General features: G+C 29.2%; 13 protein-coding genes. 1 reads left to right on the top strand and 12 read right to left on the bottom strand.

The window, feature by feature from the left end; translation table 11 throughout:
* Nucleotides 1-21: 21 nt before the first annotated feature.
* The 12 genes from essB to H612_RS10425 form a co-directional block, all read right to left on the bottom strand.
* A complete protein-coding gene (gene essB, locus H612_RS0108395) occupies nt 22-1,146 on the bottom strand; it encodes a type VII secretion protein EssB (protein ID WP_027131028.1) in 1,125 nt (374 codons plus the stop codon).
* 22 nt (nt 1,147-1,168) lie between these two features.
* Nucleotides 1,169-1,417 carry a hypothetical protein gene (locus H612_RS0108390; RefSeq protein ID WP_035500543.1) on the bottom strand — a complete coding sequence of 83 codons (249 nt, stop codon included), beginning with the start codon at nt 1,415-1,417 and terminating at the stop codon, nt 1,169-1,171.
* Nucleotides 1,417-1,881, bottom strand: a complete 465-nt coding sequence (gene essA / locus H612_RS0108385; protein WP_027131026.1) for a type VII secretion protein EssA — start codon at nt 1,879-1,881, stop codon at nt 1,417-1,419. Before essA ends, H612_RS0108390 begins: the two co-directional genes overlap by 1 nt.
* Before the next feature lie 12 nt (nt 1,882-1,893).
* Nucleotides 1,894-5,022 carry a type VII secretion protein EsaA gene (esaA, locus tag H612_RS0108380; protein WP_027131025.1) on the bottom strand — a complete coding sequence of 1,043 codons (3,129 nt, stop codon included), beginning with the start codon at nt 5,020-5,022 and terminating at the stop codon, nt 1,894-1,896.
* Nucleotides 5,023-5,080: 58 nt separating this feature from the next.
* A complete protein-coding gene (locus H612_RS0108375; RefSeq protein ID WP_027131024.1) occupies nt 5,081-5,380 on the bottom strand; it encodes a WXG100 family type VII secretion target in 300 nt (99 codons plus the stop codon).
* Between the two features lie 140 nt (nt 5,381-5,520).
* Nucleotides 5,521-7,887 carry an SA1320 family protein gene (locus H612_RS09635; RefSeq protein ID WP_051210207.1) on the bottom strand — a complete coding sequence of 789 codons (2,367 nt, stop codon included), beginning with the start codon at nt 7,885-7,887 and terminating at the stop codon, nt 5,521-5,523.
* Nucleotides 7,888-8,169: 282 nt separating this feature from the next.
* Nucleotides 8,170-8,853, bottom strand: a complete 684-nt coding sequence (locus H612_RS09415; protein ID WP_051210205.1) for a hypothetical protein — start codon at nt 8,851-8,853, stop codon at nt 8,170-8,172.
* Between the two features lie 841 nt (nt 8,854-9,694).
* Complete coding sequence (locus H612_RS09630; RefSeq protein ID WP_051210203.1) at nt 9,695-11,968, bottom strand: Cna B-type domain-containing protein; 2,274 nt, start codon at nt 11,966-11,968, stop codon at nt 9,695-9,697.
* A 214-nt stretch (nt 11,969-12,182) separates the two neighbouring features.
* Complete coding sequence (locus tag H612_RS0108350; RefSeq protein WP_027131023.1) at nt 12,183-12,779, bottom strand: recombinase family protein; 597 nt, start codon at nt 12,777-12,779, stop codon at nt 12,183-12,185.
* A gap of 184 nt (nt 12,780-12,963) precedes the next feature.
* A complete protein-coding gene (locus H612_RS0108345; RefSeq protein WP_027131022.1) occupies nt 12,964-13,896 on the bottom strand; it encodes a DUF561 domain-containing protein in 933 nt (310 codons plus the stop codon).
* A 590-nt stretch (nt 13,897-14,486) separates the two neighbouring features.
* Nucleotides 14,487-15,473, bottom strand: coding sequence for a YeiH family protein (locus H612_RS0108340; RefSeq protein ID WP_027131021.1), 987 nt, complete (start codon nt 15,471-15,473; stop codon nt 14,487-14,489).
* 384 nt (nt 15,474-15,857) lie between these two features.
* The gene (locus H612_RS10425; protein WP_281170308.1) at nt 15,858-15,980 is read right to left on the bottom strand and encodes a hypothetical protein; all 123 of its coding nucleotides are present in this window, start codon (nt 15,978-15,980) and stop codon (nt 15,858-15,860) included.
* Nucleotides 15,981-16,422: 442 nt separating this feature from the next.
* Here H612_RS10425 and H612_RS0108330 point away from each other — a divergent pair.
* Nucleotides 16,423-19,365, top strand: a 2,943-nt coding sequence (locus tag H612_RS0108330) for a YSIRK-type signal peptide-containing protein (RefSeq protein ID WP_027131020.1), incomplete at its 3' end; no start/stop codon positions are given.

Raw genomic sequence — 19,365 nt, 5'->3', positions numbered from 1 at the left:
TATTGCTACCTCCTCTCTTAATTATTTTTTACTATTTTCTTCAGAGACTATATATTTTTTCTTTAATTCTTCTAGCTTAGTTTTATAATTATTTAACTGTTCTGTCCTTTTTTCAGAAGATAAATTAGGATCACGCTGTATTTCATCAATCTTTTTCGTTATTCCATACATAAGCAACTGTGGATCGTCTAAAAAGCTAGCAACATCTATAGCTTCCTCTATTTTAGATTGACCTAAAAGAACCCAATATCTCAAATAATCCGCATTAGCTTGATTATTTATTTTACTTAATTGTTCTTTTTGTTTTTCTGTTAATGGTTCTGACTGTATAACTGAATAAGCTATAATGTATTTATCATCTTGACTTATAGATTTACTATCAATATTTTTACTAACTTTTATAACATTAGAATAGTCTTTATTAATAAAAGATAGCCTTATATCAGAAATTGCATTCTTTTTAGGAATCGTAGAAATCATCACATATCCCACTATAAAACTCAATATCAAAGTTGTCAAAACTGTGATAAAAATGCTCGTTTTTAAAAAATTAATACTTCGTTTAGATATCAATGCATAGTTTTCATTATTTTTTATTTTTTCTTTATTGTAAAAATCAGATAAGTTATCTCTTATTTTTTCTAAAGTCTCTTCCTTTACTATTTTTTCACAAAATAAATTCCCTTTATAAAACTCTAGACCACCTTCTACCAACTTATCATAATCTGCTTTCCCATCCAAAAAAGAAATGATTATAGCCTTATAGGATTTCAAAAACTTCTCATAAGTAATCGACTCATATGGTGGCACTTGATCTACTATTCCTCTATATATTAGAAGTGGTAAGCCATCTTTCGTAAACACTATCGAATTCGTATCAAAGCGGTAAGTATATTTCGAATCTTTTAGTGCTGGGTAAATTTCTGCCAAATTAATTAAATATCTTAGCTTTTCTTCTATAATCAGCGTTTTGACATATTCGCAACTTTGATAATCTTCCTCAACTAAACTAGTTATAACTATATTATCTTCTTCCAAATCTAAAGTTGTATTTACAAAAAATGGAGTTTTTGATTTTAACAATGCATAAGCTATATCTCTATTACCTTTTATCTCTTCTTTTGCTAATTCAATAATATGTTTCATTGCACGCTCCTTTTTTCTATTATTAAATATTTTCTATTATCAACAAACTCCCATCTCTTACATAAACAGAGTCTGATAACATGTTAAAACTGGTTAAAATAACACCAAACCCTTCTATTCTTATGCTTGGGTTATCAATTTTAATTGGTAAAGAATATGACTCCGATATAATCTGTAATAACTCTTTTACTGTTATATTTTTGGGTACTCTAATATCTATCGTTTTTTTTATATATTTATCAAAATCCATGCTAATATCTACATATTCCATTATTTGACCTTCTTTCTATAAAATAATTTTATTACTGATACCATTGTTATTGATATTCCCATTATTAACAATAATATCTTATACCAATTAACACCATCTTGTTTTTCTTTTAAATTTATCTTTGCACTCGTTGTATTTGCTATATAACCATTTGTTAAAAATAAATTCTTTGTATAATTATCTACCAATGATTCTTTATTTACATTTCTATCAAAGATAAGAGTCTTATCTTTTTTATAAGATATAGACTCTTCCTCCTTTTTTCTTGAAATAGTTTTTGTTAAAGTTTCATCGAATAATTTAGTCAGCTCTGTTTCTTGTTCAATATAAAAATTCTCTTTATGTCCATTATCTTGAGACGTTCTCGTATCTATTTTTAACGAACCATCTTCCGCAGATACTATTTGATTATCAAATATTACAACACTTAATATTATTAAACTTATACCAAAAACTTTCTTCATTTCACACCTCAACTACATATTTTTTAATTTTCTATACTCTACAGCATTTAAAACAGAAAATATAATTGATACTATTAATGAAATTCCAAATATAATCCCCCATCCTTCTTGGTTATTTAGGAATAATGTTAAACTATTTTCTATATAATTTAACGGAGAAATATAAGATAACACTTCATTAGCTGCAGTTCTTTCATCTAGCAGTTGTCCTGTAGTGACAATATATAATATCAAAATACTTAGACTTACTAATAACCCTGAAGATTTAATTCTATATAACAGCCAATTATTTAAACCGGTAAATAGTACAGTCAGAATAAATATTAGGAAAATTAATGCTATCGTCTTATCAAATGAAAGATCTAATTTTGCTCCTGTTATTATACCTATAATAATAGATAATATTAAACTTAAGCCAAACATTAACGTCATGGGCACCATTGAATTTTTCCACTGAACTCTTGTTGTATACTTTTGAATCTGTAGTTTAGAAAAATCCATACTTTGTAGCATATGTGCAATTAAAATACTTACCAAATAAATTATCATTATCACTATAATACCTGTACGTGTATCTTGTTTTATAGCTGTTTTGGGTGCATTGCTTTCTGACAATAACTTATCAACATTTCCTGCATCCACTGGATTTGATAAATAATCATATACAGCTTTATTTTTCTCATTTCCATCTTTAGTATTACTTAGAACCTTAGAAAATGATTTTAAAAACTCTTCATTGCTTCCATAATCTTTTTCCATATTCGATTTCAAATCATTAACTTTTCCAGTTAGGTCTGTTCCTTCTTGTTCCAGATTTTCCACTCTATTTCCTAAACCTTCAAATCCTCTATTTATCTCCTCAGCTGTAGATTGATTCGATTTTGTATTGCTAAGCAATTTATTACTTGCTGACATTAATTTCACTAAATCTTTATTAATATTAGCACTTACTGTTACCAAATCTGTATTGTCTCTTTTTTCGCTATCTTTAAATTCCGGTTTTTCTTCTAATGTTTTGTAAATTTTCTCTGTTTCTTTAACCGCTGAATCTATAGTACTAGAAAATGTTTTAATCGCTTGCTTTAATTCTTTCACAACTTTTTCTAATTGGTCAGAATTAATCTTTATACTATCTAACTCTTTAAATTTATCTTGAGGTACAGTTAATCCGTTTCTTAGTTGATCAACTATTGTCTTAGACATTAATGATGTCAAAATTTTATTTATATCCTTAAGTTCAGCTTTTTTCAATAATGAATCTTCTTTTGGTTCTAATGAATCAAAATTATCACTGTTTACATCTAAACCATAAATAGTTTTTACAATCGAAAATAGCTGATGATAATTTCTCAAATCATTATAGATAGCTGTATTGCTTGCTTCAATATTGAATGATGATTCGAATGGGAAAACTACTTTACTTTGATTAAATTCATTTAAAAACTCTGTCTCTTCTGGATCATAAACCTTTTTCTTCTGTTTTACTTTATTACCATTTTCGTCAGTAGTTTCTATTTCTTCCTCTTTTTCTTTTGCTACATTTACTTTTTTTACTACACTTGCTTTCGCCTCTACCGCCGCAGGTGTCATCATCAACACATCATTTTTATAATCAAGTCCATAAGAAATCTGCACCTCATCCACAGGTTCATTAAATGTTATACTTACCTGATTATCACTCTCTCTTTTTACAACACCATAACTTGATTCCACATTAACCAACTTATACTCAGAATTTACTGATAGCGTTACTTTATTATATTTACCTTGTCTTGGTGAAAAAGTAAAGTTTTGTCTATTTTTTAAATTGGTCTCTACTACTTTTTTTAATTCATCTAATCTTTGTTGACTAAGTGTTTGGTTCCTTGTAGATAAAGGAATATTATATTTTTTTGCATATTTCTCGGCAAATAAATTGATTTTTTTTAAATAATTTTTATCAGCAGAACTTATTTTCAACTCATCTATTGTAGAAGAATCATAATGTGGCAAATTTCTCACTGCTTCACTTACTTTTGATAACATACCCTCTTTTAGATCCTTTACCAAAAGACCAACTGTTTTTTCTTCCGCTTCTCTATTTTTACGTTTTTTCAAAGATTCCTCTATTGCAGCATCTATTCTCTGCTTATAAGTATTTAGCACATCTGAAACATTGTTATTCATATTAGTAAACATCTCTGTTGTACTTGCTATACTTTTATTAAATCCACGTGCTCTCTCTTCCATATCATTAAAAATAGGAGAATTTATTAAATTTTCATTTATATATTTTTGCGTAGTTTTTAAACTTTCTAGTTGCTCTGTTACAGATAATTTTTTAAAGCTTTCATCATAATTTTTCAAATTATCTTCTCTAGTTTTCATAGATGTTTGCCACGCTTCTTGTAATATTTTTATTTTATCAATTTCTTGATCATAAGTTTTATTTGTATCTATTATTGATGTAAAAGCCTCGTTTGTATTGTTAATACTTTTATTAAAATTGCTATATGAAGAAATAAGACTATCGCTATTATTGTTCAATCCTTTGAACTGTGTTGAATAATTAGTAAGAGGTGCCATCAAATCTGATTGATATTTATTTAATGCGTTTCTTTCACGTCCTACAGCTGCTCCTACTTGTGTTTGAGCTGTTTGCAAATTACCTATAATACTAGAAAAGTAAACATTTATCATACCTTTATTAAATAAATTTTTCAGTTCAGCTACCGTTTGCTCAGCTTGTTTTACTATCGTTTGCTTATCTGATTTTATTTTATATTGAAATATCGCTTGCTTTGGATCTTTACTCTCTAATGACAAAACATTTTCCGAAAACTTACTAGGTAAAATAACCATCATATTATAATTTCCATTTTCCAAGCCTTTTTCCGCTATAGATCTAGTTACTGTTTCTAATTTATATTCTGTATTTTCCTTTAGCGTTTTTAGTAAGAAATCACTCATTCTTACATTATCACCGTTATAAACTGTTCCATTATCCTCATTTACCAACGCAATTTTTACATCATTGTTTGTTATTTTTGTTTCGTGATTTCCTGTTGTAATAGTCTTAGGCTTTATTACTCCATAAAACACTACTATTGCTACTACCACGGTTATTATCGCCGATAATATAGCAAAACCTTTTTTACTCATCTTGTCACTCCTCTCATTAAAAAAAGAGGTTGAAATATCCCCCAACCTCTTTTCTTCATTAACCGTTTAAACCAAAATTACGTGATAGGTCCTGGTCATGTTGTTGCATTGCTTGTGCAGTCTTATCTAATTGTGTATTAATTTGTTGCATTAACTCCGCAAAATTTTGAACTTTTGGTTTTAATTCGTTGAATTGATTATCAAAACCTTGAAAAGCTTGACCTTCCCATTCACTACGTAATGTATCTTGTAATCTTTGAAGATTACTTAAAATTGCTTGAATATCATTTGACGCTTTTCCGTACTCTCTGGCACGACTTTGAAGCACCTCTGGTGAAACTCTAATTTGTCCTGACATAAATTACAACTCCTCTCAATTTATCGATTTTTTTCAGTTTAACACATCAAGAAAAAAATTACAAGTTATATCCATATTTTTTTATAATAATATATTTTTTTCTTCATCAGTTGGTAACTTAATTTATCCACAATTCTTATTTACTTTCGATTACCAAAACAATCCATTATGAAAGTATTATAATATTCTAAAGATTTTTCTACTTCATCAATTTTCCCTCGCAAAGCAGATATTGCTAATCCCGCCATTGATTCCTCATCTATATGTTCTTTCACATACAATATCTCTCTTTGTATTTTTTCTATTATTTGTATCACTATTTTTTGACCATCTACTATCTCATCTAAATCAAATGCTTTATATATTCCTTCTTCTATTATCTTTTTTAATATTGGCTCTAAACCTGCCAAATTATCCCTTGTTTTTATTGATGTTTCCCTCGTTTGTTCTATTTTCCCTTTATTGGACACTATTTTTTCTTCAGCTCCTTGAATATTTGTAACTATATTTTCTGGATATAATTGTTTAAACCGTCCCCAATAACTCCTCTTGGTATTTATTCTTGTTTTACTTTTTCCATTTTCCTCATACTCTTCTTCGCACTTAGTTTCTACTTCTACTGTTAATTCACAATTATTCTTTATTATGGTTACTTCTCTTTCAAAATCATTAATAAATTGTAGCCAATTTCCTATACCTTTTTCAAAGTTTCCCAAGCACTCCTCATACAATTTAGATACTTTTCTCGAATATTCAGCACTTCTTTTTTCTACTTGCCTATTAAAAGCTTGCAATACATCTTTTACATCATCAAATATTTCATCTCTATCTAAATACGCTTTATAGCTTGTTGGCATATTTCTAACGGGATTACTTCCCATAAATACACCATTTTTTATATTATTTCCTAACCAACTATCTTGACTTTCAAAATTTTCCGCTAATCCTTGAACTAATTCTGTTATATTTAGCAGTACTTTTTCCAACTCCTCTATATTCTTATTTGCTACTTCTAATACCGATTTCAAGGCTTGACTTATTCCATCTTCTTTTCCTATTCTCAAACCATCCCCCTCAAAAACTTTATCACTTTCTTCTAATAATCTTTTTGTATTATATTCTACTTCTTGCCATGATTTAAGTATTGTAGGTCTCCCTCCGAAAAAAGACGATATATCATAGGTATATTCTCTATTACATTGATTTAGTAAAGGCTCACTCGCTTTTCTTAACCTTATTAGTTGCATATTATACTGCAGTGGATATAATATGATTCCCTCCACTATAGGCGTTTCATTACTTGAAAATTTTTCCATTTGTAGTTGTGCAGCCTCACTTAGTCCACTTAGTATAACTTTATTTTTTATTACTTCCCCTATCGATTCTGACAGATTATCTAATACTTGAGGTATCTGTGCTTGTTGGAGTTGCTCTTTTATATTTTCTGACACTTCTTTTTTTCTTTTTTCAAAATCTAAATTTATCTTATTATTTTTTTCTATGCATAACTTTGTTATTCTTTTTATTATTTTTAAATCTGTTATCACATCTACTTTTATATTATTACTTAGCCTTCTTAGAACATCCGGATTTAATTTTATTTTTTCTCCTAATATCATTTTTTGATCTAATGTTCCTAATAAATTTTTACTCCTTAAATCTAGATTATTTAGCTCTATATCTATTTTTCCATCAGAATTTATATCTATGTTAACTCTTTGTCTTAACAATTGTTTGGTTATTCTTTCTATTTCTGATTTTACCTCTTCTGAATCCAAAAAATAGTCTAAGCTATGCCATCCCGAATTTTTCAGTACATATTCTACTCCTAAATATTTTCCTCCTACACAGTCTGATATGTTGTTTACTATATCTTTTGCTGATTGAAATCTTATTACTTGACCAGTAAAATTTTTTTCTAATTTTTTTATTTTGTCTCTTTCTGTTTCCAAATCAAATAACCACTTTTTCAAATCATTCGCTCTATCTTCTATAAGAGAATCTATTGTAACTTTTGTAGTTGATTTTCTCAATTTCCCTGAGAAAATATAGAGTGGTGCCGAATTATACACTATCGTTTTTTGCACATTATATTCCAACGCTACTCTTTGGGCTATATTTCCGCCTAAACTGTGTCCTGTTAGTACTATATTGTTTCCGTATTGTGCCCTTATTTTCTCATAAAATTTATATGCCGGTTGATAATGTTTTTTATCAACTTCTAATATTATTTCCCCTATGTCTGTTTTTATCACATCATTCCATTTATCTGTATCTTGATTTGTTCCTGTATACGCTAAAATTATTTCTCCTGTATCTTTTTCTCGAAATGCTGTCCCGCTTGTTCCTGTTTTTTTATCATAGATATCATCTAAATATTCGAGGTTTTTAGGATATGTATACTTTAATTTACCTGATACTCTTTTTAAAATCTCATCTATTTCTTCAATCCTAGCTTTTTCAAATTCATACGTTAGATCTGATGCATATAATGTGCTATTGTTCACTATTCAGCAAATCCTCCTTATCCTCTGTTAACATCTCGTAACAATGAATATCTTTTTCTCTATCACTTATTATTACTCCATGCTTATATATCACTTTTTTCTATCCACTCTCTACTTCCTTTTCTCTCACATCCTGTTAGATTTATTGCCGCTACCACTACCATATCATCATTATTTTACTAATATTTTTTTCAAATTATCACCTTTTTAATATAATCTTGACATCTTTTTTACTTTTTCAATAATTCATACTACATATGTATTTTAATACCTATGATGTGTTTATCTATTCTCTCCTTCAACTATTTTTTCATAAAAACTCAAATTCTTTTCTTTATTTTCTACCTCTATTGTATGAAAATAATTATTTTTGTGATCCTGTCCTGTTATTTCTAATTTTACTTCTGTATTTTCTAAGTTAAAATAATCTTCTAGTTTTTTATTTTGATATTTATAGGTTATCTCATACCTTGCTGTCTCAAAAGAATAATTTTTGGTAAGCATGTCCAATTTCTTTATTATTTCTTTATTTAATTCTAATCTTTGAAATAAAAAATAATTCTTAGGTAATAGTTCTCTTGTTAACTCTTTTTTTGCTAACACTAATCCTTCTCCTTGTTTATACTCCACCCTACTTTCTTCTTGTATAATTTCTTTATATGGTTCTGCTTTTATTAATACTTTCTTTACACTTCCTCTTATTTGTTTTGTTGTTACATCTCCTTTCATTTCTAAGTCTATACTATAACTTTTTCCTTCTTCTTTATATATTCTATTTTGTATTACAACAAATCCATTTGGAAATTTTTCAAATAAGTCTTCTAGATTTTCTGTTGGATAGACTTTTTCTATATCTGCTACCTTATTTTCTATCCACTCCCTACTTCCTTTTCTCTCACATCCTGTTAGATTTATTATCGCTACCACTACCATTATCATTATTATTTTTACTAATATTTTTTTCAAATTATCACCTCTTTTTGATTCTTATCATCTCCATTATACTATATCTTATTGTTTTTTCCTAATAGAGTAAAATATTCAGTTGATAGCTTTTCATTAACTAATAACAAAAAAATACCCTTATCCTATGAAATAAAAAATAAAGGGACATTTTGACATCTCAGAAAAATAGATTTTTATATAGAAAAATAAAAAATGATGTTCATATGCTGTCAAAATACTTAATTTTATTTTTTCATTATTTAGTCTATTCTTTTATTTATAAAACGAAACGATAAAAACATTAAAAATATTATAATATTAATAAGAAAAAAATTAGTGGATTTAAATATTTATGAGGAATTTAAAATCATTTATAGATTATTCATATTCGCTTATGGAAGCATACCTTTTATATATATGCCATTAATAATAAAATACATAAAAGAAAAAACGACTAATTAGTTGTCTTTTTTCTTCTGAATATTCTTCACTATGTCATTGATTAGTAATCAACCAATACCACTTGGTTTCACCTTTCAAATAATATTCTTCTAATTTTTTATTCTTAATTTTATTTTTATTTTTTCTCTCAATTCCAAACACAATGAACACAATCCAAAAACAAACAACTTAAATTTATCAATAAAAAAATACAAAACAATCATTATACTTCTTGATTATTTTGTATAGTTGTAAGTATTGTTTAGATATATTAATATATCAAATTAATTCTTTCTTATCTCAAAAATTATGAAAGTTTTTGTAATCTATGGTTATATATATACATAAATTCGAGGTATAGTTTTTTATACCTCGAAATTTATTGTATAATTTTTTTGCCCCAAATTTTATTTAATTACTACTAATTATTTTTATTTTTTCTTCTAACTAACCCTAACGCTACTAGAACTCCAAATCCTCCAAGTATCCCTATTTCATTCGTAGAAATACCTGTTTTTGCTAATGGTTTATTTGGTTTATTTGGTGGGGTTGTAGGTATACGTGTATTAATTAAATTATAACCTTTTATTTTTTTCGTATAGCCTTTTACAGCTTCTTCATCTATTGTATATTTTATCTCTTTTCCATCTTTGTATTTATCTAAATTGTCAAAGCTATATTTCCAGCCGTCTTTTTCTGTTACTTCTTTTGTAGCTACTTCTTTTCCGTCTGCTAACAGTTTTACTTTGATTTTGCTTGGGCGTTTCCCATCTTGGTTATTATTGTCTTCCCAAGTTTTTGTTCCTTCTACTTTTGTTTTTTCCGGCGTATATTTGTTTGTTAGATTAAATCCATTTACTGTTTTTTGATAAAATTCTACTATATCCTCATCTATTGTATATTTTATCTCTTTTCCATCTTTGTATTTATCTAAATTTTCAAAGCTATATTTCCAGCCGTCTTTTTCTGTTACTTCTTTTTCTTGGACTACTTCTCCATCCGCTAACAGTTTTACTTTGATTTTGCTTGGGCGTTTCCCATCTTGGTTATTATTATCTTCCCAAGTTTTTGTTCCTTCTACTTTTGTTTTTTCTGGTATATATTTGTTTTTCAAATTATATCCATTTACTTCTTTTGTATATCCTTCTACTACTTCCTCATCTATTGTATACTTAACTTCTTTTCCATTTTCATATTTTGGTAAATCTGTAAAACTATAACTCCAGTTTTCCTCTGTTACTTCTTTTTCTCCTACTTTTGTTGTTTTTCCATCTACCATTTTATTTAATATTACTTTTATTTTACTTGGGCGTTTCCCATCTTGGTTGTTATTGTCTTCCCAAGTTTTTGTTCCTTCTATATTGACCTTTTCTGTATTTTTTTTAGTGTTTTTTATAATATATCCACTTGTTTCATTACCAGAAATTTCCTTAATATAACCTGGAGCATCTACTTCATCTACAGTGTATTTTATGATCTGTCCTGAAGAATCTTTTTTAGATAATTTTGAGAATGTATAACTCCAGTTATTTGACTCGCTTAATTCTACCTCTTTTCCAGTAGGTTTTCCATTAGCCAATAGTCTAACTTTTACCTTATCTAATTTTTGACCTTCCCATTTTTTAGTAACTTTTACTGATACTTCTGTAGGATCTAACGTTTTTCCTGTGAAGTCTGTTCTGTGTGATTCTGCCGTTACAATAATATCATTTGCAATTGTTGTTCCATTAAAATTTTGTGTTAAATCAACTGTTGCAGAAGGTGCAAGTATAATTCCTGTTACTGCTCTTGAGTTATTAATTTTTCCACGATATTGCCCATCCGGTTGTGATGAATCGTAAAAATTCCAAATAGTATTTCCATCTTGCCATGTTGTAACCTCTGAAGTCGGTGCAGTTGAACCATCTTTATATTTAATTACAGAACCAGGCATAGTAAAAGAAGTTTTTCCTTTTAGGTCAACATTAAAAATTAATGTTCCATTTTTTCCTTTTTCAAAACCTTTGGCATCTACATTATAGCCATTATAATTTCCATCTGGATTTAAATTATAAACATTAACTCCTCCAGGATTTGAAATTTCAACATATTGATTATTTTGATCTTCGAAATGCCCTACTGCATTAGAATCTTGGTATGTTCTTAGTCTTTGGTTAATATCAATTGCTCTTTGTTTTTCTGCCTCTATGTCAACAAATTTAGTCTGATCGGTATCTTGCCAAAGTCCATTTGGATTGTTAGCTTTTCTTGGAAAATCCGCTTTTTGTCCATTTAGTGCCCAAGCCTGCCCATTATCCGCAGTAGTAACTGAAATTTCTTTTCCTACAACCAATATTGATTGATTATTTGAAGTTGATTTAAAACCTGCTACTGGATTTTGAAGTTTCCTAATATAACTGACTTCTTCCAAATTATTAGTTCCAAAATTACTTTGATATTTTAATATATTTGTTAGAATATTACCATTAGTATGTGCCTTGGTTTCAACACTATTGAAACCTACCAAATGAAATCCTCCCATTATTCCAAGAGGACCCTCTTTGTAATACTTAGTTTTTTTGTACACCTTATCTGCGGTTACTGGTGTAACCCCATTATCTTCATTAGCCTTTACTTGTTGTGTATTCCCTATGAGTGTAGAAAACAACATTGATAAAGACAGTAAAAAAGATAAAAATACTTTAAATTTTTTCATTATTAAAACCTCTCTTTATTTTATATTGTATTATTTTGGTGTATAAAAAAGTAGGATTTATTTTACATTTCAAATGTTATGTAATATTAAAGAATAGTAAAAAAGGAAAACTATTTATAACAATGTATGTAAATAAATATACTTATTGTACTGCTATATTATAGCATATTTATATTACATTGTAAAATAAATCCTACTTTAATTACCATATTAGTTAAACTATTTTCGTACTTTTAATCCATTTCGAAAGTGTTGAATGACTTACATTCAATATTTTTGCCCCCTCTCTTAGTGATATTTTTCCTGAATTATGTAGGTTATAAACCTCCATATAATTTTCTGGTTTTAGAAGTTTTGGTCTTCCAAACCTTATTCCCTTCTTTTTAGCTTCTTTAATCCCCTCCATTTGTCTTTTATAAGTGTTTTCTCTTTCTATTTGTGCAACATAGGATAATATTTGCAAAACAATATCAGCCAAAAATTTTCCAGTTATATTATTTATCTTATCCCGTGTATCTAAAAGTGGAAAATCTAATACAATAATATCTACTCCTCTTTTTTTCACCAAATAATTCCATTCACATATTATTTGTTCATAGTTTCGTCCCAATCTATCTATTGATTTAACAAATAACTCATCACCTTTTTTTAATTTTTTAGTGAGTCGTTTATAATTTTTTCTATTAAAATCTTTCCCAGAAACTTTATCAATAAATATATTACCTACTGATATATTTTCTTTTTCCATCGCAACTAATTGTCTATCAATATTTTGTTCTTTTGTTGATACTCTTATATATCCATACCTCATCAACTACCTCCTAAAATATAATATCCATATCTTTTTATAAACCATACCACTAACTAAAAAATCACAAAAAATGAAGTTAGAATACTTTATTCTAACCTCATATACTTTTTTTATAATAAATATACCTTATCTCAAGAAACCTTCCCTTTTAACATGAACATGGACATAATATTTTATAATGATATTAATATTCTATCTTTGTTTTTTCTAAAACTTCTTTAGCTTCTTTAAATATTGTTTCAATTACCTTTTCTACTGGTTGGATTTGTTTTACCATACCTGCTATTTGTCCAGACATTACTGAACCATTTTCCACATCACCTTCATATGCTGCTTTTCTCAGCGATCCTAATGTTAACTCTTCTAGTTCCATTAGCGTTGAAGATTTTTCTTCTAATTCGTGATATCTTTTGGTCAATTCATTTTTTATTCCACGAACCGGAGCACCAAATTTTGTACCTGTCAATGTCGTTGAAGTATCAGTAGCTTCTAATACTAAATTCTTATAATTTTCTGATATTGGACACTCGTTTGTTGCTAAAAAAACTGTTCCCAGTTGAACACCACTTGCTCCTAAGCAAAATGCAGCTGCTACACCTCGACCATCACCTATTCCTCCCGCAGCAATCACCGGAATATTTACCGCTTCTGTTACTTGGGGTAAAAGTGCCATTGTCGTACTTTCTCCCACATGACCTCCTGCTTCCATCCCTTCTACAACTATCGCATCAACACCTAATTCCTCCATTTTTTTAGCTGCTTTTACTGATGGAATAACTGGAATGACTTTTATGCTCGCTTCTTTTAGCTTTGGCATGTATTTTCTCGGGGTTCCTGCTCCTGTTGTTACTATCCTGACACCTTCTTCTATTATTACATCTATTATCTCATCAACATTTGGCATCATAAGCATTAAATTCACTGCAAAAGGTTTTGAAGTTCTTTTTTTGCATTCTCTAATTTGCTCTCTTAAATCTTCTGCACTCATTCCTCCTGATGCTAATATTCCAAGCCCCTCAGCGTTAGATACCGCCGAAACTAGCTCATATTTCGCTATTTGTGCCATCGCTCCCTGAAAAATTGGATATTTTATCCCTAATAGTTTTGTAACAATCATAATTATCCTCCTTTTTGTTTAAATTTTCACAACAATAAGAAAGCAAAACTCCCTACTGTTTTTTGATACCTGAAATAATATTGGCTATAAACTTCCTTAATAAACTCCAAAGATAAATTAAAAATCTTATCCAAAATTAAAAATTTTTAATCCTCTTTAAAATTTTACCGCTTTCATAATACGTTCTCTTATATTATACCAAGTTTTTTTACTTTTGAAAATACTTCTTAAAAATATTGAAATATATTTTTGTATTAAAAATTATATATATTCGCCTATAGATATATGCTTTGATAACTTAAATTTTTCTATTATGCTATTACTTTTCTAGATTTTAATTTCAAAATTTATTTTTTTACTAACAATTAAGAAGTTTTTAAAATAAATTAAGTTTTTCTTTGCTTCCTTACTAAAAAAATAACCACCTTTAGATGAAGTACCCTCAGACGTTAGACAAGAAAAATCTAACTTTTGGGATACTCTTCACAACTATTGGTAGTTACTTATTTATATCTAACTAAAAATTAGTCTATTATAATACTTTTGATATTAAATCAAACAGTTGTTTTATCAACGTTTATTATTGTCCTTTAAAATAAAAACTTGGCAACAATATAGCAAACAAACATTAAAATAGCAGATGATAAGAAGCAAGCAATAAATACTCTTAATCCTCTCTGTTTTATAACTTTGAAATTAACACTCATACCTAAGGCTGCCATCGCCATTCCTAAAAATATGTAAGCTGCATCTACAAAATAACTCGCTAATGGTTTTAAAAAGCTCATATAACTTCCTAATATACTCATAAAAATAAATCCAAGAATAAAATAAGGCATTGGCATTTTTCCTGAGGTTTCATCAGAATTTCTTCGATTAATAACGACTAATACCCCTGCTACCACAATTAACATGAGAACTCTTGAAAGTTTCGTCAAAATAGCGGTATCAAGTGCGAGTTGCCCCCCTGCTCCTCCAGCTGCAACAGCATGGGCTATTTCATGAAGACTTCCTCCAGTAAATATTCCGTAATTATATGCTTCAAGATGTAAATATGGTTTTAACGCTACTTCTATTAGAGTGAATACCGTTCCTAATATCGCAACAACTGCAACAGCTAATACACTATTATCAGTTTTTGCTTTTATTTGACCGCTTACCCCCATAACAGCTGCTGCTCCACATATTCCACATCCACATGATGATAGTAGTGCAAGTTCTTTTTCTACTTTGAAAATTCTACACATAAAATAAGTAAGAACTATCATAAATAAAACTATACAGAATGCAAGTAGTAATGTTTTTTTACCTTCTGTAAGTAGTCTATCTAAAGCCAGCTTAAATCCTAATAAAATTATACCAAGCCTCAAAAATTTATTACTTATAAAAGGAATATCCCCTTTAGTTTGTTCTTTTAAACCACTTGATACTTGTAATATCATTCCTATAACCAACGCAATAACTAAGTGTCCAAACAGTTTTAGTGCTGGTACTTGTGCAAGATATTTCGCTCCTATAGATACCATGAAAGTTAGAGTTAATGTATAATAAAAATTAATACTCTTAAACCTTTCCATTATTTTTCCCCTTTTTATTTTATTTAACTAGATATAAAATTTTAATCACTATCCTTTTTTATATAAAATATAATAATAACCCTTTGTTAGATAACATATAAATTTTTATCTAGTTATCTAAATTCTATTATACTCCCTCAGGTTTATGATTTCAATTCTTCTGTAAAAAAAGAGGGAGGTTACATTAAAATTTAACATAAATTCTTTAATTTATTTCCAAATAATGTGCAATAACAGAAAATATCATAAATACGATAAATATTGATCGTTTTTTTCTAGCCTTTAATTTTTCTTAATAGCAATTCCTCCTACAGTTTTTTATTTTATACTTTTTTGGCTCTACAAATATAAGCCGTAGATAAAAATGAAGTTTTAATCCATTTCTTATATCGTTAGTTTTATATTTCTTAAATCATTATTCCTTTTCCAATATACTTTTATTACTACATCTACATTATGCTTCCCTGTTCTATCTAAATCAAAAATATCATACGTTTTTTCAACCATTGCTAATCCATTAGCAAACTTTAAAGATAATTTCTTTCGAATTTATCTGTCGTCTCTTATTACTTATATATTGCTTTGAAACATTGATTTAAGTAGTCAATTCAGCCTGTGTTAATCCCAATTCTTTCCTTTTTTCTCTTACTCTATTTTTTCATTTGTTTTTATACTCCCTTATTTTTATATTTACACAAATTGTATAATTTTGAAAAATAAAAAGTGAGCGTTGACGACATTAACAAAAATTTTTTATTTGTATATAACGGAGAAAAAGCTATCATGACAAGATTTTTCAAGATATCCTTTTTCTATCTTGACAAAATATGGGAATCTTTTTTTTTTGCAAAAAAAATAAATTTCATATACAATTAACATTAAAAGATATCTTTGATTAAAAACTAAAGATATCTTTTAAATTAAGTTATATAAGAAAGGAAAGTAATTTATGTTTAATAGAAATCGAAAAAATTATAATACTGAAAAGATTATGCGATACGGAATTAGAAAAAGTAATTTTGGTATAGCTAGTGTGGTCGTTGCGGCTGGTTTAATGTTTCTTGGAGCAAGTACTGCACAGGCTGCAGAAACGACCGAAGAGTCAACTTCTATTTCTGAACCTAAAAATAGTCAAGAAAATGTAGATTCATCTACAACAATCAAAAAGAATGATGAAGCAAATTCACCTGAATATGTACAAACAGGTACAGAGATCACAGCAAACAAGAAAGTCATCTTTGATAATAATGCAGGAGGTGAAACACAAGCCAAAGCTGAAAAATATACATTAACTGAAGGAGTCTCTACTAATGTTAGTATGGAGGATAGACATGGTGCTCGCATTTACAAAACAGCACCTGTTTTAAATGATGACATAGCAGAAAATCCTGATAAAAACAAATTTACATTTGGTATATTCGACTTTGATGGCAATGATAAATCCACCGAATATGTTACTCTATCAAGATCTTATGACAGTACAGATGCTAATATCTATATAGAATTACGTGAAAAAAATACAAATAAATTAAAAGAAAGTTTAACTTTAGGTAGTGTTGGAGAAACAAAATCTTTTTCTGATCCTTCTTTTACACGTAATGGAAAAACACCTGTCTTTAGTTATACTGCATCTACTACTGGCGGTAGAGATATGTTCAATATTAACTTTGGTAAGGCTGGTGCAGAATTTACTTATCGTTACAAATTAAATACAGGGAATTCCAATATGGTAGGTACTCAAGTAACGGATGCTAACTTCTTAGTTCCTCAATTTCATGATCAAACAACTTACTACATGGTGATTAACCCTAGTAATGCTAGCTATGATTCTACAAAAGCTGATACTGATACAGCATCACAAACATATGTCCCAGATCACACTGAAAAAACTTTGGCAACATTTGTTCAAACTGCATTGGATGGACAAAATTATCAGGCATCTGGTATAAGAGAATTTGAAGGTTATAAACTATATCAATTAGCATCACCAGCAGGCGTGAATGGAACTATTTTTCCATCTTATCCTGTAGGTTTCCAATTTAGAAATGCTTTTGGTGGCCAATGGAAGAGGATTATTGAAGTTGTTGGTCCAAATAATACAACAGTTGTAAAAGCGTATGTACGAAATCCTGATTCTACCGCTCCTAATACACAAGCAAATAATAACGAAACAAATCTAGTAACTGATGGTTATATTTTAGCTCATGCTACCGAACCTCTTGCTGCTGGTGCTTGGAATACAGAAGTTGTTCCTTCTAAAGAAATTTTTACAGACAAAGAAGGACGAACTTTAATAGGTTTATCAACAAATAATGGTGGTGCTGGAACTGCTAATGGAGCACTTACAATAAGCTTTAAGGACGGTAACGCTGTTCCTAACTATACTACTGGTAACTTGCTATTAACAAATCCATTATCTAACGGATTCGAAGCTATCTACTACTATGTTCAACAAGGACGTGTCTTAGTCAACTATATTGATTCTAAAACTGGTCAAAATATCTTCGGAACAGGATTAACTAACCTTGATAGCACTGAAACAATAACTATCGAAGATCCTAAAAAAACAAAATCTGGAGCTAGCATTATAGATCAAGATTGGAAAGTACCAGGAACTGACGATACTTACGACACAACAGACCATAAACCTACTTACATAAAAACTGCTGATGGTAAAACTTACAAACTAGTAACTAAAGCTGGTAGCACAGATAATAGCATTAGTTATAATGAAAATGGAGTTGTTACAGGAGATGGTCACGCAACCCCAACTGGTAAATTATTAACAGGAACTCAAACTGTTACTTATGCTTATGAGGAAATTGGTGGTGAGGTTACAGTAAGTTATGAAGTAGCTGGTAATCCGAGTGTAAAACTTTTCACAGATAAAGCATCAACTAAAGTAGCTGAAAAACGTGAAGTAAAACCTGCTGAAACTCCAGTTGGAGAAAACTACGATTCCACTACAGATGAATTTTATCCAGAAACTCTTTACGGAGAAGATGGAACTGCCTATACTCGAGTAGCAGCAAATAAAGATGGCGTTTTAGATGGGGTAGGGGTTAAAGATGGTTCTGCTCCCGTTAAAGGTGAAGTGATTTCTGGAAATCAACATATTACTTACCTTTACGTAGCTCAACCAGGTAAAGTGGTTGTTAATTATGTTGATGTAAACAATAATCCTATCTCAGGAACAGGTAGTAACGAAGAAATTATCACCACTAAAGGAATCGTGGATACCGAAAGTGGTACTGCCCGCACTAATTATAACACTGGAGAACATAAACCAAAAATTATCACTGCTGAAGATGGTACTACTTATAAAATAACAACAGAAGCCATTAATAATGATAATATAACTTCTGAAAACGGTGTACGTACTAAAGATGGTGACGCACCTGAGACAGGTAAAGTCATTGGTGGCAAAACACAAATCGTTACTTATGTTTATGAAAAAGTATCTGGTAATGTTTATGTTAAATATGAAACCGAAGATGGTACCCCTATTACTGGTACTGTAACTTTTGATGAAGATCAATCAGTAGAAATTCCAACTGATAAAGGAATTGTGGATACAAATGATTCCCCAATCAACAAAGAATACAATACAAATGATCACAAACCTAAAACAATTAAAACAGCCGATGGAAAAACTTATGAGTTAGTTGCTTATAATTCCGATAAGGTTATTAATGGTGTTAAACAGGGTGAAGGTAATGCTCCTGAATCAGGTCAAGTTACAGAAGGTGATCAAACTGTTACTTACGTATATCGTGAAGTAAAAGGTGGCTCTGTCGTTGTTAGGTATGAAAATACTAATGGTGAAGAAATTAAAGATCCTCAGACTTCTCAACCTAAAGATACTCCAGTCGGTACTCCTTATGACACCACT

This window comes from Gemella cuniculi DSM 15828 (genome assembly GCF_000425665.1).
Taxonomy (GTDB): Bacteria; Bacillota; Bacilli; order Staphylococcales; family Gemellaceae; genus Gemella; species Gemella cuniculi.
This window is presented reverse-complemented; position numbering and strand designations above follow the sequence as displayed.